This is a genomic window from Micromonospora sp. NPDC003197 (assembly GCF_053590565.1).
In genome coordinates, this window is the sequence record NZ_JBSFTE010000024.1 from 43,183 (window position 1) to 67,050 (window position 23,868).

At 67.5% G+C, this 23,868-nt stretch carries 21 protein-coding genes and 1 tRNA gene; 8 read left to right on the forward strand and 14 right to left on the reverse strand.

Translation table 11 applies throughout. The features are described 5' to 3' along the window. Positions 1-10: 10 nt before the first annotated feature. The 3 genes from hutU to ACWDV4_RS23360 form a co-directional block, all read right to left on the reverse strand. Entirely contained in the window at positions 11-1,660 is a 1,650-nt protein-coding gene (hutU, locus tag ACWDV4_RS23350; RefSeq protein WP_449982269.1) for a urocanate hydratase, read from the reverse strand. Positions 1,661-1,698: 38 nt separating this feature from the next. Next, complete coding sequence (locus tag ACWDV4_RS23355) at positions 1,699-2,553, reverse strand: MurR/RpiR family transcriptional regulator (RefSeq protein WP_449982271.1); 855 nt, start codon at positions 2,551-2,553, stop codon at positions 1,699-1,701. Between the two features lie 671 nt (positions 2,554-3,224). Next, positions 3,225-3,500 carry a hypothetical protein gene (locus ACWDV4_RS23360; protein WP_449982274.1) on the reverse strand — a complete coding sequence of 92 codons (276 nt, stop codon included), beginning with the start codon at positions 3,498-3,500 and terminating at the stop codon, positions 3,225-3,227. Between the two features lie 7 nt (positions 3,501-3,507). Here ACWDV4_RS23360 and ACWDV4_RS23365 point away from each other — a divergent pair, with 7 nt between their 5' ends. Beyond that, on the forward strand, positions 3,508-4,770 hold the full coding sequence (locus tag ACWDV4_RS23365; protein ID WP_449982277.1) for a S1 family peptidase: 1,263 nt from the start codon (positions 3,508-3,510) through the stop codon (positions 4,768-4,770). A gap of 53 nt (positions 4,771-4,823) precedes the next feature. On the opposite strand, the gene ACWDV4_RS23370 is transcribed toward ACWDV4_RS23365, so the two are convergent. Beyond that, entirely contained in the window at positions 4,824-5,801 is a 978-nt protein-coding gene (locus tag ACWDV4_RS23370; RefSeq protein ID WP_449982280.1) for an acyltransferase family protein, read from the reverse strand. Between the two features lie 397 nt (positions 5,802-6,198). Between ACWDV4_RS23370 and ACWDV4_RS23375 the strand changes: the two genes are divergently transcribed. Beyond that, complete coding sequence (locus tag ACWDV4_RS23375; protein ID WP_449982283.1) at positions 6,199-8,163, forward strand: sialate O-acetylesterase; 1,965 nt, start codon at positions 6,199-6,201, stop codon at positions 8,161-8,163. Here the strand turns inward: ACWDV4_RS23375 and ACWDV4_RS23380 are convergent. From ACWDV4_RS23380 to ACWDV4_RS23405, 6 genes are all read right to left on the reverse strand, one after another. Beyond that, complete coding sequence (locus ACWDV4_RS23380; RefSeq protein WP_449982286.1) at positions 8,136-9,449, reverse strand: O-antigen ligase family protein; 1,314 nt, start codon at positions 9,447-9,449, stop codon at positions 8,136-8,138. The two genes, ACWDV4_RS23375 and ACWDV4_RS23380, sit on opposite strands and share 28 nt — an antisense overlap. Before the next feature lies 1 nt (position 9,450). Further along, positions 9,451-10,752, reverse strand: coding sequence for a lipopolysaccharide biosynthesis protein (locus tag ACWDV4_RS23385; protein WP_449982289.1), 1,302 nt, complete (start codon positions 10,750-10,752; stop codon positions 9,451-9,453). 80 nt (positions 10,753-10,832) lie between these two features. After that, entirely contained in the window at positions 10,833-11,900 is a 1,068-nt protein-coding gene (locus ACWDV4_RS23390) for a glycosyltransferase (protein WP_449982292.1), read from the reverse strand. Continuing rightward, entirely contained in the window at positions 11,900-12,859 is a 960-nt protein-coding gene (locus tag ACWDV4_RS23395; protein ID WP_449982295.1) for a glycosyltransferase family 2 protein, read from the reverse strand. The genes ACWDV4_RS23390 and ACWDV4_RS23395 overlap by 1 nt, the downstream gene beginning before the upstream one ends. 72 nt (positions 12,860-12,931) lie before the next feature. Next, positions 12,932-14,509 (reverse strand): sugar transferase, encoded by a 1,578-nt coding sequence (locus ACWDV4_RS23400; RefSeq protein WP_449982298.1) that lies wholly within the window; start codon positions 14,507-14,509, stop codon positions 12,932-12,934. Between the two features lie 110 nt (positions 14,510-14,619). Continuing rightward, positions 14,620-15,549 (reverse strand): LCP family protein, encoded by a 930-nt coding sequence (locus ACWDV4_RS23405; protein WP_449982420.1) that lies wholly within the window; start codon positions 15,547-15,549, stop codon positions 14,620-14,622. 380 nt (positions 15,550-15,929) lie between these two features. Here ACWDV4_RS23405 and ACWDV4_RS23410 point away from each other — a divergent pair, with 380 nt between their 5' ends. Next, positions 15,930-16,763, forward strand: coding sequence for a class I SAM-dependent methyltransferase (locus tag ACWDV4_RS23410; protein ID WP_449982301.1), 834 nt, complete (start codon positions 15,930-15,932; stop codon positions 16,761-16,763). Between the two features lie 44 nt (positions 16,764-16,807). Next, positions 16,808-17,701, forward strand: coding sequence for an MOSC domain-containing protein (locus tag ACWDV4_RS23415; RefSeq protein ID WP_449982304.1), 894 nt, complete (start codon positions 16,808-16,810; stop codon positions 17,699-17,701). Positions 17,702-17,729: 28 nt separating this feature from the next. Here ACWDV4_RS23415 and ACWDV4_RS23420 read toward each other — a convergent pair whose 3' ends face one another. The 3 genes from ACWDV4_RS23420 to bcp form a co-directional block, all read right to left on the reverse strand. Further along, positions 17,730-18,278: an N-acetyltransferase family protein gene (locus ACWDV4_RS23420; RefSeq protein WP_449982307.1), complete on the reverse strand. Its 549-nt coding sequence runs from the start codon at positions 18,276-18,278 to the stop codon at positions 17,730-17,732. Between the two features lie 90 nt (positions 18,279-18,368). Further along, positions 18,369-18,449, reverse strand: a tRNA-Leu gene (locus ACWDV4_RS23425). 935 nt (positions 18,450-19,384) lie between these two features. Further along, positions 19,385-19,861 (reverse strand): thioredoxin-dependent thiol peroxidase, encoded by a 477-nt coding sequence (gene bcp, locus ACWDV4_RS23430; RefSeq protein WP_449982310.1) that lies wholly within the window; start codon positions 19,859-19,861, stop codon positions 19,385-19,387. Between the two features lie 196 nt (positions 19,862-20,057). On the opposite strand from bcp, the gene ACWDV4_RS23435 reads away from it, so the two are divergent. The 4 genes from ACWDV4_RS23435 to ACWDV4_RS23450 are packed head-to-tail and all read left to right on the forward strand — an operon-like array spanning position 20,058 to position 22,711. After that, positions 20,058-20,777, forward strand: coding sequence for an energy-coupling factor ABC transporter permease (locus tag ACWDV4_RS23435; RefSeq protein WP_449982313.1), 720 nt, complete (start codon positions 20,058-20,060; stop codon positions 20,775-20,777). Beyond that, a complete protein-coding gene (locus tag ACWDV4_RS23440; protein ID WP_449982315.1) occupies positions 20,774-21,154 on the forward strand; it encodes a PDGLE domain-containing protein in 381 nt (126 codons plus the stop codon). The genes ACWDV4_RS23435 and ACWDV4_RS23440 overlap by 4 nt, the downstream gene beginning before the upstream one ends. Before the next feature lie 10 nt (positions 21,155-21,164). Then, positions 21,165-21,935, forward strand: coding sequence for a cobalt ECF transporter T component CbiQ (gene cbiQ / locus ACWDV4_RS23445; protein ID WP_449982318.1), 771 nt, complete (start codon positions 21,165-21,167; stop codon positions 21,933-21,935). Further along, positions 21,932-22,711, forward strand: coding sequence for an energy-coupling factor ABC transporter ATP-binding protein (locus tag ACWDV4_RS23450; protein WP_449982320.1), 780 nt, complete (start codon positions 21,932-21,934; stop codon positions 22,709-22,711). The genes cbiQ and ACWDV4_RS23450 overlap by 4 nt, the downstream gene beginning before the upstream one ends. Here ACWDV4_RS23450 and ACWDV4_RS23455 read toward each other — a convergent pair. Then, entirely contained in the window at positions 22,607-23,863 is a 1,257-nt protein-coding gene (locus tag ACWDV4_RS23455) for a hypothetical protein (protein ID WP_449982323.1), read from the reverse strand. The genes ACWDV4_RS23450 and ACWDV4_RS23455 overlap by 105 nt on opposite strands. Between the last annotated feature and the right edge of the window lie 5 nt (positions 23,864-23,868).

Below are 23,868 nucleotides of genomic sequence, written 5' to 3' on the forward strand. Positions count from 1 at the left end.
GGGCCCTTCCTTACACCTGAGGCATGGGGATGCGGACGCCGGTAGCGTCGGCGACGGTACGGGCGGCGTCGTAGCCGGCGTCGACGTGCCGGATGACGCCCATGGCCGGATCGTTGGTGAGCACCCGTTCGATCTTCTGCCCGGCCAGCGCACTGCCATCGGCCACGCAGACCTGGCCGGCGTGGATGGACCGGCCGATGCCCACCCCACCACCGTGGTGGATGGAGACCCAGGATGCCCCGGAGGCGGTGTTGACCAGCGCGTTGAGCAGCGGCCAGTCGGCGATCGCGTCCGAGCCGTCGGCCATCGCCTCGGTCTCCCGGTACGGGCTGGCCACGCTGCCGCAGTCCAGATGGTCCCGGCCGATCACCACCGGCGCGGACAGCTCACCGGAGGCGACCATGTCGTTGAACCGCACCCCGGCCCGGTCCCGCTCGCCGTAGCCGAGCCAACAGATCCGGGCCGGCAGGCCCTGGAAGGCGACCCGCTCCCCGGCCAGCCGGATCCACCGGGCCAGCGACTCGTTCTCCGGGAACAGATCGAGTACGGCCCGGTCGGTGGCCGCGATGTCGGCCGGGTCGCCGGAGAGGGCCGCCCAGCGGAACGGACCCTTGCCCTCACAGAACAGCGGTCGGATGTACGCGGGCACGAACCCGGGGAAGTCGAAGGCCCGGTCGTAGCCGCCGAGCTGCGCCTCACCCCGGATCGAGTTGCCGTAGTCGAACACCTCGACACCGGCATCCAGGAAGCCGACCATCGCCTCGACGTGCTTGGCCATCGAGGCGCGGGCCCGATCAGTGAACTCGGCCGGTTTGCTGGCCGCGTACTCCGCCGCGTCGGCCAGCTCCACCCCCTCCGGCAGGTACGACAGCGGGTCGTGGGCGCTGGTCTGGTCGGTCACGATGTCGATGCCGACGCCCCGGCGCAGCAGCTCGGGGAAGATGGTGGCGGCGTTGCCGACGACACCCACCGAGAGCGCCCGGCGTTCCTGTTTCGCAGCGACCGCCAGCGCCACCGCCTCGTCCAGCGAGTCTGCCACCGTGTCCAGGTAGCGGGTTTGCACCCGCCGGGCCAGTCGGGTCGGATCGACGTCGACGATCAGGCAGGCCCCGCCGTTCATGGTGACGGCCAGCGGCTGCGCCCCGCCCATCCCGCCGCAGCCAGCGGTCAGGGTCAGCGTCCCGGCCAGGGTGTCGTTGAACCGTTTCGCGGCAACGGCGGCGAACGTCTCGTAGGTGCCCTGGAGGATGCCCTGGGTGCCGATGTAGATCCATGAGCCGGCGGTCATCTGGCCGTACATGGTCAGGCCGAGCTGTTCGAGGCGGCGGAACTCCGGCCAGGTGGCCCAGTCACCGACCAAATTGGAGTTGGCGAGCAGCACCCGGGGGGCCCACTCATGGGTACGCATCACGCCGACCGGCCGGCCGGACTGCACCAGCATCGTCTCGTCGTCGGCGAGTTCGCGCAGCGTACGGACCAGCGCGTGGTACGACGGCCAGTCCCGGGCGGCGCGTCCAGTTCCGCCGTAGACGACCAGGTCTTCGGGGCGTTCGGCCACCTCCGGGTCGAGGTTGTTCATCAGCATGCGCAGGGCGGCCTCCTGCGGCCAACCCTGGGCGGTACGTCCAGTGCCCCGGGGGGCGCGGATCGACTCGGACATCGGGGGTCTCCTGTTGGCTGAGGATCGAGGTACGGGGATCAGCTGACGAACAGTTGTCGGCGGGCGGCGGAGAGTTCGAATTCCTCCAGTCGTCGTTGGGTGTCCGACGGTGCCGCGTCGCAGATCGCCTGGAGTACCACCATCGCCACGGCCATCGGTGCGGTGTGTAGGTCGAAGACGAGGTCTGTGCCGACTGCGGCGGGCAGCACGATGTCGGCGTACTCGGTTGCCGGGCTTACCGGGGAGTCGGTGATCGCGACGATGGAGAGCCCGGCGGCCCGCGCCTCACCCAGCGCGTCGAGGGTCTCGCGGGGGTAGCGGGGCAGCAGGAACGCCAGCAGGGCGCTCGCCCCTGCCGCACCGGCTTGCTCAAGTCGGTCGGCGAGCTGGCTGCCGCCGTCGTCGAGCACTCGGACGTCCGGATGTACCTTCGCGGCGAAGTAGGCGAAGTACGCGGCCAGTGGCGCGGCGGCGCGTAGGCCGAGTACCGGCAGGGGGCGGCTCGCGGCCAGGAGCCCGCCGGCGGCGATGATGGGTTCGCGATCCGCCAACTGCTCGGCCAGCCGATCCAGGTTCTCGCGCTCGGCTTGGACTGCCCGCTGCAACTCGTTACCGGTTCGCCCAGTAGCGCCGGTACCGCCGGTGGTGGTGAGTTCGCGTAGCCGGCGGCGCAGGGCGGGGTAGCCGTCGTAGCCGAGTGCCGTCGCGAACCGGGTCACCGAGGGCTGGCTCACCTGGGCCAGTTCCGCTACCTCGGCGGCGGAGAGGTACGTCGCAGTAGCCGCGTGCTGCACCAGGAAGTGCGCGATTCGTCGCTGCGTCGGCGTAAGCCGGATGCCGTGGAACAGGTCGAGTACCCGGTCGGCGGAGGCCAAGGCGGCTTCCTCATTCATGTTGTGACTGTATGCATGAAAACTTTCAGCGGCAATCAATCCTGGATGGTTGGCGGCACGGATCGGGACGGTTACAGGACAAAGCGATGAGCGTCGTCTCGGTAAGATCCGCACGGCGGGCGAGGCAGAGGAGTCGACATGCAGCCGAATGGTCCGTACCGGTTCACTGAGGTGATTGGTGTGTGCCAGGTGGGTAAAGCCTGGTGGGCCGTCGATGGTCTGAACCGACTTGTGACGGTGGCGGTCTTGGAGGGCGCCGCTGCGGCCGACCAACGCTGGCGGGAGGCGTTCGCGAACGCGGCCGAGACGATGTCGAAGACGGCCGACGGCCCTCACTACGAGAGCGCCGACTTCTACGCCACCCACCCCTGGGTGTCGTACCCCTCGGCCAGCGAAGCGCTTGGTGCACAGCGCCTCTTCCAGGCGCTCGGCATGGATCTGACACCCGCGCAGGCCAACGCCCCGCAAATGGGGCCAATGCCCGCGCAGGCCAAGCCCGGTCCGTTCCCGTCTCAGCCGGTGTCGTCTCCGCCCCAGCCGCATCCGCTTTCGTCTCAGCCGGTGTCGTCCCCGCCGCAGCCGGCGTCCACTGCACCGCAACCGGGTCCGTTCCCGCCGCAGCCGGTTTCTGCGGTACCGCATTCGCAGCCCGTCTCAGCGCCGCCGCAGCCTCAGCCGGTGTCGGCCCCGCCGCAGCCGATGTCGGCACCGCCATCATCGGTCTCCGCGCCGCCGCAGTCCATGTCTGCCGCACCGCAACCGTTCTCCGTCCCGCCGCAAGGCACAACGGCTGAGCCACCCTTCGCACCGGCGACGCCGTGGTCACCCGCCGAGCAGTCGGCATCTTCGACGACCACGCCGCCGTACGATCCCTTCGCTGCGCCGGTACGACGCATCCAGCCGTCCGCACCACCCAAGCGGCGTTCCGGGCTCTGGATTGCCGTCACCGCCCTGGTGTTGGCGGTGGTCCTTGGAGGCGGGGTCGCTGTCTGGGCGATCGCCTTCCGTGGGGCCGACAAACCGACCGTCACCCCGACGGCCGGTCCGACCAGCCTTCCCAGCGCCACCTCGGCCAACCCTGGGTTGAAGCCATGGGCACAGGCCACGCTCTACAGCCCAGAGGAACGAGCGCTGGCGACCGCCGCGCCATCCATGGTTTTCGTGGAGGTCATCTTCACTGGTTACCTCAGGAACAAGAAGGACAACGTTCTGCTGCGGCCGGCACCTGTCACGTTCAATCGGCGCTGTAGCGGCTTTGTGGTCAACTCCGACGGACACGTCCTCACCAACGGCCAATGCGTACGGCCCACCCAGGACATCGTGCTTTCGGGTGCACTCTCCGCCCTGGGCAACATTCTTGTGCGGGAAGGCACGCTCAACGGTAAGGATCTCGCCTCATTCACTGCGGCCAGGATGAAGACGACTCTGTTCACGGGGTTCGAACCCACGGCCGAGCCCGAGGCCAAGCTCTACGGCCAGCTGAACGTGGCCAAGGGGGATATTACCGATAGCCCGGCGATCCCCGCCACAGTCGTACAGGCCCAGGTTCTCGACGAGGGCAACCTTGCACTGGTCAAACTCGCCCAGGGAGACCTGCCGGTTGCGGAGCTGAACCCGGCAGCTGCCATCGGGCCGGAGACGCCGCTACTCGTCATCGGCTATCAGACCAGCGACACCAGTTTCCGCTCGGCGACGTACAGCCTGATGTCGAAGGCAGTGACGGTCACCGAGGTGGACAGCCAGTCGCCGGTGCGGCCGTATCGCATCAGTGAGGATATTGGCGTCTACTCGCGCGGCGGGATCGCGATCGATGCCAGTGGACGGGTAGTAGGCATGCTGGACAACGACATGCTTCGACCCGATCGGGCGAACCGTCTCGTCGCGCCAGTCTCCGCCATGACTGGCCTGCTCTCTGCGGCAGGCGTCCAGAACAGCCTCGGTGAAGCCGACCGGCAGTACCGAAGCGGCCTAGAGGCGTACTTCGCGCGGGACAACTCGACCGCCATCTCCCACTTCGACAAGGTGCTGGAAAAGTCGCCCGCCAACGTTTTGGCACAGCTGTACCGGCAGGCGGCCGTCGACAGCCGAGGCGAGTCCGAATCGTCGGGCTGGCCGGGCTGGGTTCTGCCGGTGCTCATCGCCGTCGGCGTAGTGATTGTTGCCGGGGTTGTCCTAATGGTGGTATTGGTCCGACGAAGCAGGAACCGCCTGGTGTAGCGCGGAGTACCTGTGCCGGGGCCGGACCAGGAAACCGAACTGTCGCATGCGGTTCACCCCTGGCCGGCCCTCGTTCCGGTGACGTACGGGCCGAGTCGCGTACCGAGCATCACCAGCGCGAACCCCCAGGGCAGCAGGAGAGCAGCCAGGAGATCCAGCCATCCGCCGTTCGGCTGCGTGCCCAGGACCCACAGCACGGCCGCGTGGCTCAGGACGACCGCTATACCGCATGCCGAGAGGCGACCGATCATGTCTGCCGGCCGGCCGTCGAGATAGGGGTCGAGCTGTTCGGCCAAGACGACGAGTCCACTACTGATCAGGATCGCGGTCAGCACACCGACCCCGGGAAACCCGAAGTTACCGGCCTTCAGGTCCAACGGCGTACCAAGGCCCACCGCCGCCAGAACTGCGCCGAGCACGACCATGAGCGCAGCGGTCACGACAGATATCCGGGCCCGGAGTTGGCGCAACAGCCGGCCGGCAGCCACGAAGGTCAGGCAGGCCGGTACGAGGAACAGCCCAAGCGGCCCGGCGGTTACCGCCTCGGGTGCGAGGTAGGCAGCAGCCAGGCCCACGAGCCCGACGGCCCAGGTGGCGGCTGCCCCGAACCGCTCCAGCCAGCGGTGGGCGATCGCGAGTAGGAACAGTACGGAGACGAACCAGAAGGCCGAGAATGGACGTACCGCCGCGCTGCCGCCGTACACCGCGTCCTGGAAGGTGGTCGGTGCCAGGTCCCGCATGAACATGTCGGCCGCCACCAACATGAGGAACAGAAGCAGGAACCAGAGCAGGTACGGTACCCCCAGGGTCCGCCACCGTCGGCGCACCTCCGTGCGCACGGTACGTCCCGGGGTCCAGAAGTATCCGGTGAGGACGAAGAACAGTGGCACGTGCCAGGTGTAGATCGCGGCACGCGTGATGTCGTTGATCCAAACATGGCCGACGACGACTGCGGCGATGCCACCTACCCGGAGGAGATCGATTCCGGCGGAACGCGTGCCCACCGTTGTCGTCGTGTCCGTAACGGCCATGGCGGGCATCATCGCAGACAGCGATGATCGGATGTACCTTGCCCCGAGGTAGTTGATGATGGCGATCAGCGACCAATCCGACGAGCTGGCTGACTGGAACTGGCCAGCGGTCATAGGACGCGGTACATCGCATAGCCTTGCTACGACAAGCTGCCTGACCTGTGGAGGTTCGAGAGTGTTCAAGCCACTCTCTCCCGTGTTGCATCTCTGGTCCAGGTCTCGCATGCTTTGGTGCATCGTGGGGGCAGTCAGCCTTCTCTTGGGCTCCGTTGCCCTGCTGGCGTGGCGGGCACCGACGGAGGGAGTGCCGCAGGCTGCGGTGTCCCCGTCCACGGACGGGTCGCGACTGCCAGCCTTCCCGACAGACGACACGATGTGTGCGGCGAACGTGGCCAGCATGACCGAGTTCATTCCGATAACCGCGCTCGACCTGCCGGACCGGGTCGATGCGGGGGGCGACGTCCCGGCGTACGCGTTCGACCGGACCGCTCTGCTGGCCGGCGGGTTCGATCGGGTCGGATACTGCCTGGAGCTGACCGGGCCGGGCGGCGCGCAGTGGGTGTGGACCGCGATGGAGCCGTTTACCGCGGACGCGCGCCGGCTCGGCCTGCCGACTCGGGACGACCAAGTTGTCCGGCAACGTGTCACCGACCTGGAGGTCGCGTCCAACGTCAAGGGCCTGACCGTGGGCACCGGGCTTCAGGGCTATCTGGAGATGTGGCCCTACGCCTATCGCCCCGAAGCCTCCCGACAGGTCTCCGGGGCCTCGCCAAGTCGGTTCGACGCCGACGACGACATACAGGTGGGCAGGCGGTACGGGTCGTTCCAGGTACATCTGGTCGATCCTGCGTCGTCGTCGGGGGCGGCAGCGCAGACGGTATTGGCGGTCAACGGTTTCGCACGGGCCGCCTCGCCACTCTCGCTCGGTATCGGTACCCAGGCCGAGGGCCACCCGGACTGGACGTTGGCCGGTAACGGCGGCTCATTCACCAAGCGCCGGCTGACCGGTTATGCCCGAGCTTCGGTGCTCACCGTGACCGATCACCCTCAGCAACTCCAGCTCTATCCGAGGGACGCCGCGAACGGTGCCACGGTGCTCGTCTCCGGGAAGGTCACCGATTTACGGGTCAAAGCGGTGCAGTTGAAGGTCATCAGCGGCGCCGATGGGTGGGAACAGACCCTGCCGGTCACCGCCACCCGCATGTTCTCGTTCCGGCAACGTATCGTTGCCGAGCTGCGCGAGTACCGGTTCGAGTTGCGGGTGATCGGCGAGGGCGTCAGCCGTCGGGTCGGCCGGTGGGATGGGGTGGTGGCTGGGGACGTCTACGTCATCCAGGGCCAGTCCAATGCCGTGGCCCGTATGACGAAGGGCTCATCGGCCGCTGAGGAGTCGCCCTTCCTGCGTAGTTTCGGCTCGCCGGTGGCCGATCCGATCCTGTCGGAAGCCGACCGGAACTGGAACTATGCGATCGGTGACACGATGAACCAGCCCGGGGCGATCGGGCAGTGGGGGATCCGACTGGCCAATCGGATCATGGATACCTATCAGGTGCCGGTGGCCGTCCTCAACGGCGGGGAGAACGGCAAGAGGATCGCCTTTTTCCAGCGCCGGGATGCTGATACCGATGCCGTCGACACCAACTACGGCCGCCTGCTGCGTCGCATGACCGCCGCCAGTGTCAGTTCACACGTCCGAGGACTGTTGTGGTACCAGGGGGAGACCGACAACGACGATGCCGACGCGCATGTGGCGGGGGTCGGCGAGTTGCTGAAGGGCTGGCGCCGGGATATCGGCGCCGACGTCACCGGAGGCACTCGGTACTACGTCTACCAGGTACGTACCTCACCCTGTGCCGACAGCGACGCCGGAAAACTACGGGAGGCCCAACGACAGATGGGTGACCGGCTCGATGTGACGGTGTTGTCGACCAACGGTCTGTCCGGTCACGACGGCTGCCACTTCTCCTGGGAGCATGGCTACCGGGAGTTGGGCGATCACACCTTCGCCGTCGTTGCCCGCGACCTGTACCAGGGCCCCTCCAGTGGAGTGGCTCCGCCGAACCCCCGTAGCGCGAGCTTCGGTAACCCCGAACGTACCGAGATCGTCATCCAGTTGCGAGCCGACGACTCGCTGACCATCGCCCCCGGCGTCAATGCGGATTTCCGGATCAACGGCACCACGGTCGCGGTCACCAACGTGGCGTACGGTGTCGGCGGCCGGCTGGTTCTGACATTGTCTGCTCCGGCCCCGGACGCGTCCGGCGTGAGCTACCTCAGTCACTCCGGCCCCGGGCCATGGATCGTCAACGCGACCGGGGCCGGGTTGCTGACCTTCTACGACCTGCCGATCGGCGGGGGATAGGGGCTTTCCGAGCTGCGGGCAGGGGCGGCCGGGTCGATGGTCGGGACCGGATCTGGCATGACGGAGGCGGATCGGGTCAGCATCAGGGCAACGAAGATCCACGACAGTCCGTCAACCGACAGCGGGTTCCAGGCGACCTCGGTGAACGAGTAGACGATGAGTAGCACGAGCGGTGCCTTCGCGGAGAACGCCCGGCCGTCGAGGGCAGCCCCACGTAGCAGAGCGGTTGCCCAGAGGCCCCAGATCGACAGTGCGATCAGACCGCCGGCGAAGATGGCCAGGACATAGCCCGAATGGAAGAAGTGAGTGGGTGCCTCTCCGATGTCCCGAAGGTGATACCACTTCGATACGCCCACGCCGGTCGCCTTCATTTCGGCTATGTACTCGCGCGCGGTTATCCAGATGTTGCCCCGGTTGCTCAGGGTCGTCCTGGAGGCGCTCCAGGTCAGGTAGATGGCGAGCGCGAGAACGGTCAGCACCATCGTGCCGCAGATGGCGAGGTGCATGCGGACGTACTGCCGCCGCCGCTCCAGCAGGAAGCTGCCCAACAGCCAGACTGCGACGGCGGCGATGGCCAGGTAGCTGGTTCGTGAACCGGTGGCGACGACGATCAGTAGGCAGAAGGCTCCCACAGCCAGCAGTTCGGCTCGCCGCATCACACAGAGCGCAGCGACGAGGGTGAACGTCGCGAGCATGGCGATGTAGTTTTCCGAGTCGTAGAAGCTCTTGAACAGTCCCCCGGCGAGCGAGCACTTTTCGAGCTTTCCGGCGGTGCACGCCCGCCATGCCGAGTCGGACAAGACCGTCGGAATTGTCATGATCGAGAGGATGGCCAGCCCCAGGTAGGCCATTGCTCGTACGTTCAGCGGTGTACTGCCGGACATCAGGCCCACGGTGAGTAGCAGCAGCATGGCGGCGGCGTAGGCCACGATCCGCGACCCGTATAGCCCAGAGCCGACGATGCCGTCCACGCTGAAGCACCAGACAAGCAGCACTGCGGCCATCAGCCAGGAGAACCGCAGCCAGCCGTCGGACGGGCCGCGCAGGCTCGCTCGGCCGGAGAAGACCACCCAGGCCAGCAGACACAGCACGAGTAATCCGATGAGTGCGGAGCTGTGGTCCCCAGCGAGTACCGGCGCAGCGTTTGTGAGTACTGCGAAGCCGATGAGTGCGACGGTGGTAGAGCTGTCACCGAACGCGGCCACCACCTTCCGCCTGGTGGCGATCAGCCAGACAGCTATCGCGACACCGGCCGCCGTCAGCAGGAAACCGAAGAGGCTGACCAACTCAGGTCCTTTCCTTGATGGTCGCCGGGTGTTGTACCGGGACGGTCTCGGGGTGCGGCTGACGGCGGATGGCGACAGCGAGGCAACTCCAGAGCAGGACGCAGAGGAGCGCGTCGCAGAGCAGACTTGAGGCGATGGCGCCCTGCCAGCCGTATGCGGGGATGAGCCAGATGTTCAGCAGCGCGTTGACGACGCCGACCGCGATCTGGGCGATTGTCCGTCGGCCCTGCATCCGGCTTCCCGACAACGCGTCGGCGGCGAGGTAGTGGATCGACTTCAGGACCAGGAGAGCAGCCAGCCCCTGGAGGGCCACCTCGGCCGCCGCGAATTCAGGCCCGAAGACGTACGGCATGACCCAGGCGAACGCGACGAGCAGTAGGCATGCCGGAACGCTGAAGAGCAGATATCGCGGGAGCAGCCGGCGGGTCAGTTTGAACGCCGCACGCGGCCCGTCTCGGCCGGCCTCGAAGAACCGGGGATAGGCGATGGCCGCCATTGAACGGGCCGGGGTGTACGCGAAGTCGACCACCCGATACGCCGCAGCGTAGATGGCGGCACCCTCAGGTGTGCCCAGCTTCGAAAGCATGACCTTGTCGAGATCGTTGTAGACGGTCTGGGCCGAGAGACCGACGGCGAAGAGCATTCCGGATCGTGCCTGGGCGAACGCGCCACGGAAGTCCAGGTGGAACCCGCCCGATCCGCGCCGGCCGTGCCAGATCACCAACAGGCAGACGGCACCGGAGAGCAGAGCTGACGTCGTCGCCCACGTGTGCAACGCCAAGGGCTCCGGCGTCGACATCGCCAGTGCCAGCGCCCCGGCCAGTCGGACCACGTGTAGGAGGGCGGGGATCATCGAGGCGAGGAGCACTCGACCGCGTGCCTGGACCGAGGCCGCCACGACCTCGATCAAACGCCAGGCGACCAGGTCCGCGCAGGCGAGCCAGAAGAGGTCGAGAAAGTCCATCTGGCTTCCCCAGATGGCGACTCCCACGCCTGCTACCAGGCCGGCCGCGCCCAGCCCGACGATTCCGGACAGAAGCATGCCCCGGGCGAGATGCCGGGGCCACTCCGCCGGGGAGTCGGCATAGTTCTGGAAGATCAGGCTTGGTGCGCCGGCTGAGGCGAACGGGGATACCAGCGCGATGAGTGCGGTGACACCGACGAAGAGCCCGTAGGTGTCGATCTGCATCTCGCGTGCGAGCAATACGAAGAGTGCGCCCTGAGCTGCGGTGCGCAACAGGGTCCCGGTAAAGAACTTGCCGGACTTCTTTAGGAAGTTGTCGCCCTGGCCAACGAAGGGCAACCGACGTCGGGTCGGTTGAGGGGCAGGGGGTCCGTCGGCGTCTTTATGCCCTGCCGGATCTGCGGTTCCATGAGCGAGTGTCACCTGCGCAACGCCTCCACCCACTGGCGGCTAACCTCGGCGGGGTCGAGGGTGGCGCACCGCGTGTGCCAGGCCTTCTCGAAATCGGCCTGGGTGGGCCGCTCATCCCGAGTCATTCGCCGTACCGCATCCGCGAGCGTCGCTGGTGTCGTATCCGCAGCTAGGGTGCCAGGCACGAGGTTCGGAACGAGTTCGTCGAGGGCGGGCACCGGCAGGGCCGCGACGGGCAGGCCCGCCTCGGCCGCCTCGACCAGACTGAATCCGAACGTCTCGGCGCGGGAGGGGTGTACCAGCAGGTCAGCCTCGGCAAGGAGGGCTCGGACGCTCGGCACCCGGCCGAGGAACACGGTGCGGCTCTCCAAACCGAGCTCTCGCACCTGAGCCTGCAACAGCTCACGCTCCTCACCGTCGCCGGCGAGCGTCAGGTGGTAGTCATCCGGTAGCAGGGCCAGCGCTGAGAGTGCACAGGAGTGGTTCTTGTAGGGACGGAACGCCGCAGTCGTGAGGAGTTGGATCCGCGTGCGGTCGCTGACCTGGCGAGGCGCTACGAACTCGGTAAGCGGCATCGGGTTGGTGATCGTGATGACCGGTTGCCGGGGCATGAGCTGTCGGACGGTCTTCGCGACGCCGTTGGAGACTGCGACCACGAGTCTGGGGCGCAGCGTTCCGATCCGGGCGATCCGAGCGAGCGTACGCACCCTCCGGTCGATCCGGAGCCGCTCCGGCAGCATGGAGTGTTCCCAAGCAACGAAGCTCCTGCCGGTGCCGGCCAGCGCCGCACCGACCGGCACGGTCGCCCACAACCCGCTGGCGACGATCTCGACGTCCGCCGGCAGGTGCGGTAACCGTCGGCGTAGTGGCGGAACCGCCTCCATCAGGCGGGTGATGCGGGTGCCCACACCAAGGTGGTGAATTTCCAGATCGTCAAGGCCGGGTGGTACGGCCCGGGACAGTACGGTCGCGGAGACCTCCACGCCGTGCGCCCGCAGGCCCCGCATGAGGAGCACGGCGGCCCGTTCCATGCCGTAGAGGGGTTCCAGCTGCGGCAGTACGAAATGCAGGTGCATCAGGGAGCCTTCTGGGTGGGCCGGGGGCGGGCGGTGTCGGGGGTCCGTGACTGTCGCATCGCGAGGCGCTCAAGCGTGGCCCGAGGTACGAGTCCCAGGACGGCCAGTACGGCGTTGCCTGGAGACGGGGGGGAGTTGCGCCGAATGGCGTGCACCATCTCGCGAGCACCGTGCCAATCCCGAGCCTGGAGGGCATACCGAAGGGTCTGGGCGGCTACGAAGTCGGAGAACGTCTCCTTTGCCCACTTCCCTTCCCATCGCCTGGCCCACTCCCACGAGGTCCGCCAGTCGGCACGCGCCGAGATCGATCCGGGACTACCGACGGTGTAGATGGCGGTGGCCTCCTCGATCTGGACGATCCTGGCAGCCGGAGTGCGGGCCGCGCGAACCAGCCAGTCCCAGTCCTGATGGCGGGGCAGTGATTCGTCCCATCGGCACCTGATGGCGAGTTCCCGTGTTGTCAACAGGGTCGAGGTGGGCAACGACTGACGGCCGACGCCGAGGCGACGATGGCGGAAGAGATAGTCCTCGGGAAGGGTGCCTTCGGCGATCAGTTCCGCTGGCGCGGCTGTCGGCAGCGGATCGCCGCCGGCTTTCCGTTGCAGTATCCGCGACGAGACGATGGGCAGTTTGCCTGCTGCGGCCAGCCGTTCGGCGACTGGTAGCTGAGCTGCCAGCTTCGTTGGCAGCCACGCATCATCGTCATCTAGGAATGCGACGTGCTCGCTGGTGGAGTGGGCGACTCCGAGGTTCCGGGCGAACGAACCGCCCCTGCCGCCACCGGTAACCACGATCTCATCGATCTCCGCCCGTAGCTGCTGTACGGACGCAGGCACTTGCGCTAGGTCGCACACCACTACAATATGGACAGAAACCCCGTTTTGTGAGCGCGCGGAGAGTACCGCTTCCGTGATGCTGGTCCGGCCGGTCGTCGGGATTACGACTGATACGTTCGCCAATTGACTCTCCCCGCCTGCAGCAGTGCGTCGCGATAGGGTTGGCAGGTCGGACCTGTGTTGCGGTGCAGGTCGCTAACGGTCATTGCTGCGAAACAACTCCAGCACTGTGCGCACGAGCACCTTGACGTCCAACCAGAGCGACCAGTTCTCGATGTAGTAGTTGTCGAACCGTGCCCGGTCGGAGATTGGCGTGTCGCCTCGCAGGCCGCTGACCTGCGCCAACCCGGTAAGCCCAACCGGGACTCGGTGGCGCATTGCGTAGGTAGGGTACTCGGCGGAGAACTTCTCGACGAAGTACGGGCGTTCTGGTCGTGGCCCGACGACACTCATGTCGCCCCGCAGGATGTTCCAGAGCTGCGGCAACTCGTCTAGCGACGTACGGCGCATGAAGCGCCCGACCGGACCAACGCGTTGGTCGCTGGCAATCGACCATTTCGTCTGTGCCTCGTGGTCGTCAACCGGGTGCATCGAGCGGAACTTGATGATGTTGAAGAGTTTGCCGTCACGTCCCACCCGTTCCTGGTGGAAGAAGATCTGGCGGCCGCACTCCAGGAACGTGGCTATCGCGCAGAGCAGCAGGACCGGGCTCAGCAGAAGCATCGCCACGGCGGCGAAGACGACGTCCGACGCCCGCTTGAGCACCCATTGGGGTCCGGACAGCGTAATGTCGCCCACCCGGACGATCGGGATTGCACCGATGTGGTCGCCTCGGGAACGGGATCCCCAGAGCCGGGGCACCGCCCACAGATCGCAGCTCGCACTGCTCGGCCGGTGGAGAATCTCCATCAGGACCGGCTCCGGGCAGTTCGGCTGCGCGATTATGAGTACGTCGCAGTCGACCATCTTCACGAGCTGGTCGAGCTGGTCGAGAGTGCCGATCAGTGGGTTGGCGGTGGCCTGCTGCCGTGACACGACGTCAACGAAGCCGACGAATCGCAGGCCGTACTGAGGGTAGCGACGCAACAGTCGCGCGAGTTCCACCGCAGTCGGTCCGCTACCGATGATGATGGTGTTGTGCTCCACCCAACGACGCTTTCGAGCGACGATGGTGGCCTCCCGGGTCAGAGCACGCCCGAGGACGACCAGGGCGGCGGAGATGCCCACACCGCGGCTGAAGTCACCCATGTACTCTGCGGATTCGTGCCGCAGTGCGGCAATGATGGTGACCAGTGCTCCGGAGGCCAGCAGCCGGCCGCAGAGATTTGGTAACTCGTCGAGGATGCTCACGTGTCGGCGTGCTCGGTAAAGCCCGCCAGCCGCGAAGATGACAACGGTCAGCCCGGCCATCGCCAGGGTGCCGCGCCAGTGCTGGTGTATCAACAGCAGGGGAGCCAGCAGCGCGATGACGTCGACCGGGGCAGTCAGCATCCAGGCCCGCAGTTTGCGGGTACGTGTGGAGGCGCGAGAGCCGGCGTAGGGCAGTACCGTCGTCGTGTCCAGGCCCGGACGGATGCCGTTGGCCAGTCGATCGATCGGCTGGCCATGCTTTGGCTCGGCTCTCCAGCTTCCGTCTTCGCCCGGCGCTGTGTTCTCATCTGCTGCCGTGTTCTTGCCCGGTGCCGTGTTCTCGTCCGTGGTCGCACGTCGTGGCACCGGAATGGCGTGTCTAGTAGCCGCAGCGTCGTGCCCCATCGCTGGTGGCGTTGACATGCGTGGTCCTCCCCGTGGCTGCCTCGGACTGCTGTGGTGTGCCCGGGGCGAACGCAGGATACGACCAGTTCAGCCGAGCCAGCGCAGCCGGCATACCCAAATTCGGCGTGCTACCGCCCAGCTTTGAGGATCTCCGGCACCGCGTCCCGGCGTACGGCGTCGTAGAAGGTCTGCACCTTTTCGTCGTCGGCGAAGACCACGCTCTCGGTGCCGACTCGACCGGTGCCTCTGGTGGGGCTTGTCATGAAGGTCAGGTTTCCACCTCGCAGATGACGCAGTTTGGCGGCGATGTCCACCAGGGACAGCTTCTTGTCGACCGAGACGGCGCTTGAGACGGCCTGAAGGAAATCGTTCAGCTTGGCAGGGTTGGTGAGAAGTCCGCCGCTCGCCGCCTTGTCCAGGACTCCCTTGATCACCTGCTGCTGGTGCCGGATACGAGCGAAGTCCCCATCCGGGAACTGCTTACGCTGGCGTGAGTAGTCGAGCGCCGCCTCACCGTCCAACCGCTGTACGCCCTTCTTGTAGGTGCGGTACGGCGCATGGGTCGAGGTGAAGGTCTGTTCGGCATTGACGTCGATCCCGCCCAATGCGTCGATGATCTCAGTGAAGCCGGCGAAGTCGACCATCACGACGTGGTCGACTCGAACCTTGGTGAACCGTTCCACGGTCTGCACCATCAGGGGAACCCCGCCCCAGGCGAACGCGGCATTGATCTTGGCCGTTCGGCCGCCGTTCTGGCCATCCTTCGATCGGGGTATGTGCACCCAGGTGTCCCGGGGAATTGAAATCAATTGTGCGCTTTTCCGGTCTTGGGGAACATGCGCGAGGATGATGGTGTCGGTGCGGGAACCGCTCATTTCTTCCGGATCGCGGGAGTCGCTGCCGAGGATCATGATGTTCATGGCCTGCTCGGCCACGACCTGCGGGCGTTCCTCCTGAGGCAGCGCTTCGAAGGCGTCGACCCGCTCGATGTCCGACTCGACCGACCGGAAGTAGAGTCCGCCCGCTACGACGCCGCCCACGGCGAACAGCGCCAACACCAGTAGGCAGATGAGGGCGATCCGAAGCCCCCGGCGTCGGCGTGGCCGCCTATCCGTCGATGGCTCCACCGGTTCCACTGACTCCACAGCGGAGGGCCTGACATCGTCTGGGACGGCTGACTCGGCCTTAGCGGACTGTTGGCTCTGTTGCATACGGTGATCGTACTGACTATCCGATCGGTATCGGGCCCCCTGTCCAGATTGCTATCCGGAACCTGATTACCGGTCTTGTCGCCACTCTCCGACGACCTGCGGCAGCGTTCCCCTACAGAACTGATGCGAATATCCGTCCGGAATACCCGGTGTTCTCCCCCGTACGAGACAACCGGCGCCGGAAGACGGGCATTACGGCCGCCGGAGATCGTGATAAAACCATGGGGATGGATGTCTTGCGGTTCCGTCGCGCCCTTGCCCGTAGCCGGCTTGCCCCCGTTGCCGCCTTCCCCAAACGACTGTTGCGGGTCGCCCGCCACGATGCCCGGGTGCTGGGCGTCTCGGCTCGATGGCTGTTCACCTCCCGGGAACACCACAACTACACCTACGACCTGACCCGGCTCAGTCGGGAGCACCTCGCCTGGTTCGTCAGCCTGATCTGCGACGTACCGGTCAAGCAGGTCCGCGCCTATCTGGTCGAGATCGAATCCGACGACGTGCTGCGTACACACATCGAACGCGCCACGGCCGCCTCCGCCCGACGCGGCCTGGCCGACCGCCGGGTGCGCTACGCACGGCGGATCGGCTGGTACGCGATCGTGCGCGCCACCCGACCCGGGCACGTGGTGGAGACCGGCGTCGACAAAGGGTTGGGCACCTGTGTCCTCGCCTCGGCGCTGCTGCGCAACACCGCCGAGGGCGACCCCGGCCGGCTCACCTCGCTGGACATCAACCCGGAGGCCGGTTACCTGGCGCGGGCCGAGCCCTGGGCGAGCGTGGTGGACCTCGTCATCGGTGATTCCATCGCCTCGATCGCGGCGCTGGACCGGCCGGTCGACATCTTCCTACACGACAGCGACCACAGCGTCACCCACGAACGACGTGAGTTCGAGGCGATCGAAGCGAAGCTCGCCCCCAGCGCGTTGCTGCTGACCGACAACGTCACGATGACCAACGTGCTGGCCGAGCACGCCGGACGTACCGGCCGGCGGTTCCTGGCCTACCGGGAGACCCCGGTCCGACACTGGTTTCCCGGGGACGGGATCGGCGCCGCCTGGTGACCACGGTGGCATCACCGATGGCGTGCTGTGCGAGGCTTTGACCCATGCGAGTGGGGTCGATTCACACGTACCCGATCAAGGGGTGTCACCGGCTGGACCAGGACGATGCGCGGGTGCAGCCGTGGGGCCTGGCTGGCGACCGACGCTGGATGATCCTCGACGAGGACGGCGTCGGCGTCACCCAGCGCGAGACCACCAGGTTGACCACCCTTCGGCCGCAGTCCCGGCCCGGCGGCCTGGAGCTACGGGCCAGTGGGTTCCCGACCGTGGAACTGTCCGACCCGGTCGACGGAGACCCGGTCGAGGTCCGGGTGTTCCGGAGTCAGACGCCGGTGCCGGCCCGGCGGGCCGGAGCGCTGGCCGACCAGTGGCTCAGCGAGTTGCTCGACCGCAAGGTACGACTCGTCTGGCTGGGCGACCCCACCGTCCGCCACGTCAACCCGAAGTACGCCGAGCCGGGTGACCCGGTCAGCTTCGCCGACGGCTACCCCGTGCTGCTGGCCAACACCGCCTCGCTCGACATGCTCAACGGTTGGATCCAGGAAGCAGGCAGTGCCGAAGGGCCGGTGCCGATGACCCGGTTCCGGCCCAACCTGGTGATCAGCGATGCCGATCCGTGGGCCGAGGACGACTGGCTGGGCCGGCGACTACAGATCGGTAGGGTGATCTTCCGGGCGGTCAAGGCATGCGACCGATGCGTGGTCACCACCACCGACCAGGAGACCGGTCAGCGAGGACGGGAGCCGCTACGGACGTTGGCCCGGCACCGCAACGTCAACCAGGACCTGCTCTTCGGCCTGAACCTCGTCCCCGAGCGGGCAGCCGCCCCGGCCTCCCGCCCCGTCGACAACGCGGACTCTCACACCGACCTGGGCTCCCACGCCGTCGACGACCTGGGCTCGCTTACCGTCGGCGATCTGCTGACAGTGCTGGACTGAGTGTCCAGCGGCAGTGCTGGACTGAGCATCAGCTGGTGCCGCTGGGCCGTGCGGTGGTCCGGTTCAGCGGCAACCACATCAGGATCTCGTCCCGCTCGTCGTCGGCACCGACCCGCAGCGCTCCGGGCAGTCGGCCGACCTCCTTGTAGCCGCACCGGTCGTAGAACCGCTCCAAGCCGTGCCCACCCCGTACGGTGATGTGCAACGCCTCGTAGCCGAGCTGCGGGCCGAGCCGCTCCGCCTCCCGCATCAGTGCTACCCCGTAGCCGTGCCCCTGGCGGCCCGGGTGCACCATCACCCGCTTCAGGACGCACCAGTGCGCGGTGAGGGCGAACCGGTTGCTGACGAAAAAGAGCATCGCGACGAGCTGCTCGCCCTCGTAGCCGACCAGTAGCCGGTCCGGTCCGTCGGTGACGCCCGCGAACGCCCGCTCGGCGACCGGTCGTACGTCTTCGGCGGTGACCGGGGCGACGAAACCGACGGCGCCACCGGCATTGGTGGCCTCCACCCACAGCGTCACTATCTGTCGACGCAGCTCAGGGGTGAGTACGGGATCGAGCACGAAACGCAGGGCCATGCCGCCAATCCTGACCGGAACTGGGCTGCCCTGACCCGTTACCGTCGGTCATGGTGACGGTGATGACACTTCAGCGGCCTGCTGAACTTGTGCGGGAGGGGGGAGTCGAACCCCCACGCCCGAAGGCACAGGAACCTAAATCCTGCGTGGCTGCCATTACACCACTCCCGCTGGCGGTACTGAGTCTAGAGCGTCGTTCGGCGACCGTGCTCAGGCCCGCCGTACGAAGGATGTTCGAGATCGTTCCGTGACTTATCGGCGGTCCATCGGGCATCTGGTCCCGTAGTTGGCGGGCGATGCGTTTCGGGCCCAGGTCGGGATGGGCCAACGCGTAGGCGATCACCCGGTCCCGGTGTGCTGCCGAGCGCCAACCGCGGCCACCCCGCCGGGGCCGGACAGAGCCGGTTTCGACCAGTCGTCGCCGAAGCCGATAGATGTGATTACGGTGACAGCCAATCAGCCGGGCGGCCTCGACACAGGTGAGCTCGCGGCGATCCACCTGCTCGATCACCTCCCGTACCCGCTTTTCGTCGGGTCGCAGGTGGTTGTCTGTCGCCGCCGTCTGACCACCGTCTGATTCTGGTGCCGGGAGGCCGAAGGAACGACGGTTACGACCGGCGTAGGTGGGCGTCTGACTGTGGCAGTTGGGGCAGAGCAGCCGCAGGTTCTCCAGTCGGCAGTCCCAGAACTCCCCGTTCACGTGATCGACCTGCAAGGTCAATGGCCGGCTGTTCCACGACGGGCCGGTGCCGCATCCGACGCATCGGACTGGTATTCCACTCTCCGCCAGCGCCCGCCGCAACAGGTCCGGATGAGCGCGACGGCGGTTTCGGTCACGGACTATCAGCACCTCGGCCGGGCTCAACCGCCGACCGCTCGGACGCCCCCGGTGGTGCGCCCGGCCGAGGAAATGGGAGGTGTCGATGCCGGCTGCGTCGATCCGTCGTCTCAGATGGGCATGGGATCCACCGTTTTGCGTTAGCCCGAGGTAGCGCAGGACACCAGCCATGCTGTCGGAAACCGCGACGGCTGCCCGGAGCGTCTCGGTGGAATACCGCACCGCCATTGCCGGACCATATCGATGGGGTACGACAGGTCCCGCATACTCAGTCCAGGCCGAGGTCCCGGCGCAACTTGGCGACGTGACCGGTGGCCTTCACGTTGTAGAGCGCCCGTTCGATCTTCCCGTCCGGGTCGATGACGAAGGTGGAGCGGATTACCCCGGTCACGGTCTTGCCGTACAGCTGCTTCTCGCCGTAGGCGCCGTAGGCGGTCAGCACCGACTTGTCGCCGTCGGAGACCAGCGGGAACGTGATCGCGTCCTGCTCGCGGAACTTGGCGAGCTTGGCCGGGGTGTCGGGGGAGATGCCGACCACCTCGTATCCGGCGGTCCGCAGCGAGGTGAGCGAGTCACGGAAGTCGCACGCCTGCTTGGTGCAGCCCGGGGTCATCGCGGCCGGGTAGGCGTAGAGGATCACCGTACGGCCCCGCAACGCGCTCAGGGAGAGCGTCTCGCCCGTGTCGGTGGGCAGCGTGAAGTCCGGTGCGGTGTCGCCGGGCGCGAGGCGGGTCGGTGCGGTCATGGCAGTGACCCTACCGCCGGCATTGACACGGCCGGCCCGGTCCCCGCCGCAGTCGAACTTGAAACGGTCACGGAGCGGTGTCGCGGCAGATGTCCCGATGGGCAACATGCTGCCAACTCTTGGCAACAGCAGTCGCCGATGAATAGGCTGTTGCGGCCGGCGGGACCCTCCTCGCCGACGGACGTGGGGAGGTGGAGTGGAAAGTCTGGCGATGCACATCTCGAACGGGATCATCAACGGTCCCGTCGCTGCGGTGTTCGCGGCGTTCGCACTCGTGGTGCTCGCGTACTGCGTGATCCGCGGGCGTGCCGACCTGGACGACCGGCTGGCACCCATGGCCGGCCTGGTCGCGGCCTTCATCTTCGCCGTCCAGATGCTCAACTTTCCCATCTTCACCGGTGCGGTCAGCGGTCACCTGCTCGGTGGTGCGCTCGCGGCGACGCTGGTCGGCCCCTGGGTCGGCGCGCTCTGCGTGGCGGTGGTGCTGGTGGTCCAGGCACTGGTGTTCGGCGACGGCGGAGTCGCCATGCTGGGGCTGAACATCACCAACATGGCGATCCTCGGTACGGCCGCCGCGTATCTGCTGATCGCGCTGCTGGTACGGATCCTGCCCCGTACCCCGGCCGGGGTGTCGATCGCCGCGTTCGTCGCCTCGGTGGTCAGCGTGGTGGTCGCCTCGCAGGGTTTCATCCTGCAGTACTGGCTGGGCGGCACCACGGACGTCGGCAGCACCCTCGGTGGACTCGCCGGCACCATGGCCGGTGTGCACCTGCTGATTGGCATCGGTGAGGGGCTGATCGCGGCCACCACCGTAGCCACCGTCGCGAAGGTACGCCCCGACCTGGTCTACGCCCTGCGCGCCCTCCGGCCCGTGCCGGCGGCTGCGTCCGTACCGACTCCGGGAGGTGCCCGGTGACGAAGCGTTCCTGGGGATTCATCGGCGGCGGACTACTCGTCGCCCTGCTCTTGGCCGGGGTGGTCAGCAGTTTCGCCTCGCCGCACCCCGACGGTCTGGACTCGTCGTTGCGCGACGGCTGCACCTTCGACGCCGACGACAACATCACCGGCGGCAACTGTCCTGCCCAGGCAGCCAAGGACCATGAACTCGCCGACCTGCCGTTGGCCGACTACGGGGTGAAGGGAATCGACAACGAGTACCTGTCGACCGGGCTGTCCGGGGTGGTCGGCGTACTGGTGACCTTCGCGGTCGGGGGCGGGATGTTCTGGCTGGTCCGTCGGCGGCCGACCAGGGCCGGTGCGGGGGCGGGCACGCCCACCAACCCGGCAGGCTAGGCAGACCGACATGAGTGCCGGGCACGCGCACGTTCTCTACCTGGACCGGACCTCCCCGGTGCATCGGCTTCCGCCCGAGGTGAAGATCACGGCGATGGTGGCCTTCACCCTCGCCGTGGTCGCCACCCCCCGCGAGGCACTCTGGGCGTTCGGCGGGTACGCCGTACTCGTTGTGGCGGTGGCGGCGCTGGCCCGGGTCGGCCCTGGCTGGCTGCTCACCCGGTCGCTGATCGAGTTGCCGTTCGTGTTCTTCGCCTTCGCCCTGCCGTTCCTCGGCACCGGCGATCGGGTCGACTGGCTGGGCCTGCACCTGTCCGTCGACGGGCTCTACGGCGGCTGGAACATCCTGGCCAAGGGCACGCTCGGCGTACTGGCATCGTTGCTGCTGGCCGCGACCACCACGATGCGGGACCTGATCGTCGGCCTGGACCGGTTGCGGTGCCCGCAGATCATCACCCAGATCGCCACCTTCATGCTGCGTTACCTCGACGTGCTCGTCGGCGAGGCGCGTCGGATGCGGATCGCGCGGATCTCGCGGGGTGACGACCCGAGGTTCCTGTGGCAGCTACGCGGGTTCGCGGCCGGTGTGGGCACGCTGTTCCTGCGGGCTTTCGAGCGTGGCGAGCGGGTCTACCTGGCCATGGTCTCCCGGGGCTACCAGGGCCGGATGCCGGCGGTCTGGCGCAGCGCCGGCGCGGCCACCATCAACCAGTGGCTGACCGCCGCGACCGTCCCGGCCGCCGCGATCACCATCGCCGCCGTCGCAGTCGGAGTGTCATGATCGAGTACGCAGACAGCAGCCCTTCGCTGGACGTACGTGGGGTGCGTTTCGCCTATCCGGACGGCCGGGTCGCCCTGCACGGGGTGGATCTGACCGTGCCCCGGGGTGGCCGGGTGGCCCTGCTCGGCCCGAACGGTGCCGGCAAGACCACGCTGGTCCTGCACCTCAACGGGATCCTCGTCCCCACCGAGGGGACGATCTCGGTCGGTGGCCTGACCGTCGACCGGGACCGGGGGCGGCTGGCGGAGATCCGGCGTCGGGTGGGCATCGTCTTCCAGGATCCCGACGATCAGCTCTTCCTGCCCACGGTTGCCGAGGATGTCGCGTTCGGCCCGGCCAACCTGGGGCTACGCGGTGCCGAGTTGGCCGCCCGGGTGGACGAGGCGCTGGCGGCGGTCGGTATGACGGAGCATCGGGACCGGGCCCCGCACCACCTGTCGTTCGGGCAGCGTCGTCGCGTCGCGGTCGCCACCGTACTCGCCATGCATCCGGAGATCCTGGTGCTCGACGAGCCGTCGTCCAACCTCGATCCGGCGGCGCGCCGGGAACTGGCCGAGATCCTGCGCGGGCTGCCGGTGACCCTGTTGATGGTCACCCACGACCTGCCGTACGCGCTGGAGTTGTGCGACCGGGCGGTGATCCTCGATGAGGGTCGGATCGTCGCCGACGGGTCAACCGTCGACCTGCTCGTCGACGACGCGCTGTTGGCCCGGCACCGGTTGGAGTTGCCCGCCGGCTTCGATCCCCGGTTGGTCGCCGCGTCCGGCGGCGCGTAGCCGCAGTACGCCGGCCAGGCCGACCCCGGCGCCGGTCACGATCATCAGGGCGATCAGGACTCGAGCCGAGGTGGCCGGCCACGGCACCGGGGCGACGGCGCGGGCAAAGACGGCAGCGTTGGCCACCCCGCCGAAGAGAGCCAGGCAGGAGCCGGCCAGGGCCAGCGCGAAGTCGGCGGCCGGCCGGCGGGCCAGGGCGTACGCGGCGGCAGCGACCGCGCCGAGGCCGGCGAGCATGGTCCAGGTCTGGGTGGTGAGCAGCCCTTGGAGCATTGTCCCGAGGCTGGTCGACCCGGCGTCGATCTCCCGTCCGATGGCGAAGACGACCGCACCCACGCCGCCCAGCACCGCCAGTACGGCCAGCGCCACCGTGCCGATCCGGCCGACGGGGTTCGTACCGGTGGCCGTGTCGGTGGCCGTACTGGCGGCCGTGTCAGCGGTCGTATCAGCGGTCGTATCAGTGGTCGAGCGGAACGCCAGGCCCAGGAATGCCACCATGCCGGCGGTCAACAGACTGACCGCCCACCACATGAACGGGCTCGGCGGCGGCACCCAGTCCAGGGTGCCCCGGACCTGCACCGTTCCCGAGCCGTCCCGCAGCGGTACCGTCCAGTCCCGGATCCGATGCTCCCGGCTCGGGTCGGCCTGGACCGGCTGGGGCAGACCACCCTCCCGCCACTGGGTGCGTTGGTCGTGCCAGCGGGCCACCGGCTCGTCGGCGATCAGCTGCCAGCGGGGTGCTGCGGCCGGGTCGGCGTTGGCCGGTGGCACGGTGTCCCCGGCCAGGGTCCGGTTCAGGTACGTCGCCGGGGAGTTGACGTTCTCGAACACCCCCTCCGGCCGTACCTCCAGGTAGGGCTCGCCGGAGTAGCCGAGCACCTCGATGGTGTGACCGGTCCGGTTGATCAGTTCCAGTCGGGCACCGGCTTCGATGGCCCGGACCGTGAGCCCGGGTACAGCCGGCGTGACCTCGGTGACCTCGGTGCGGTAGTCGGTGCCGTCCGGAGCGTCGGCACCGTGGGCCCAGGCGGGAGTGGTGAGGGTGAGCGCCCCGACGAGGCCGGCGAGCACGGTCAGCAGGAGCCGACCGCTCGACCCGTACCGGCTCGCGCCGCCTGCCGCTGTCGCGCCGCGAAGGCCGATCCGCCACACCCTCA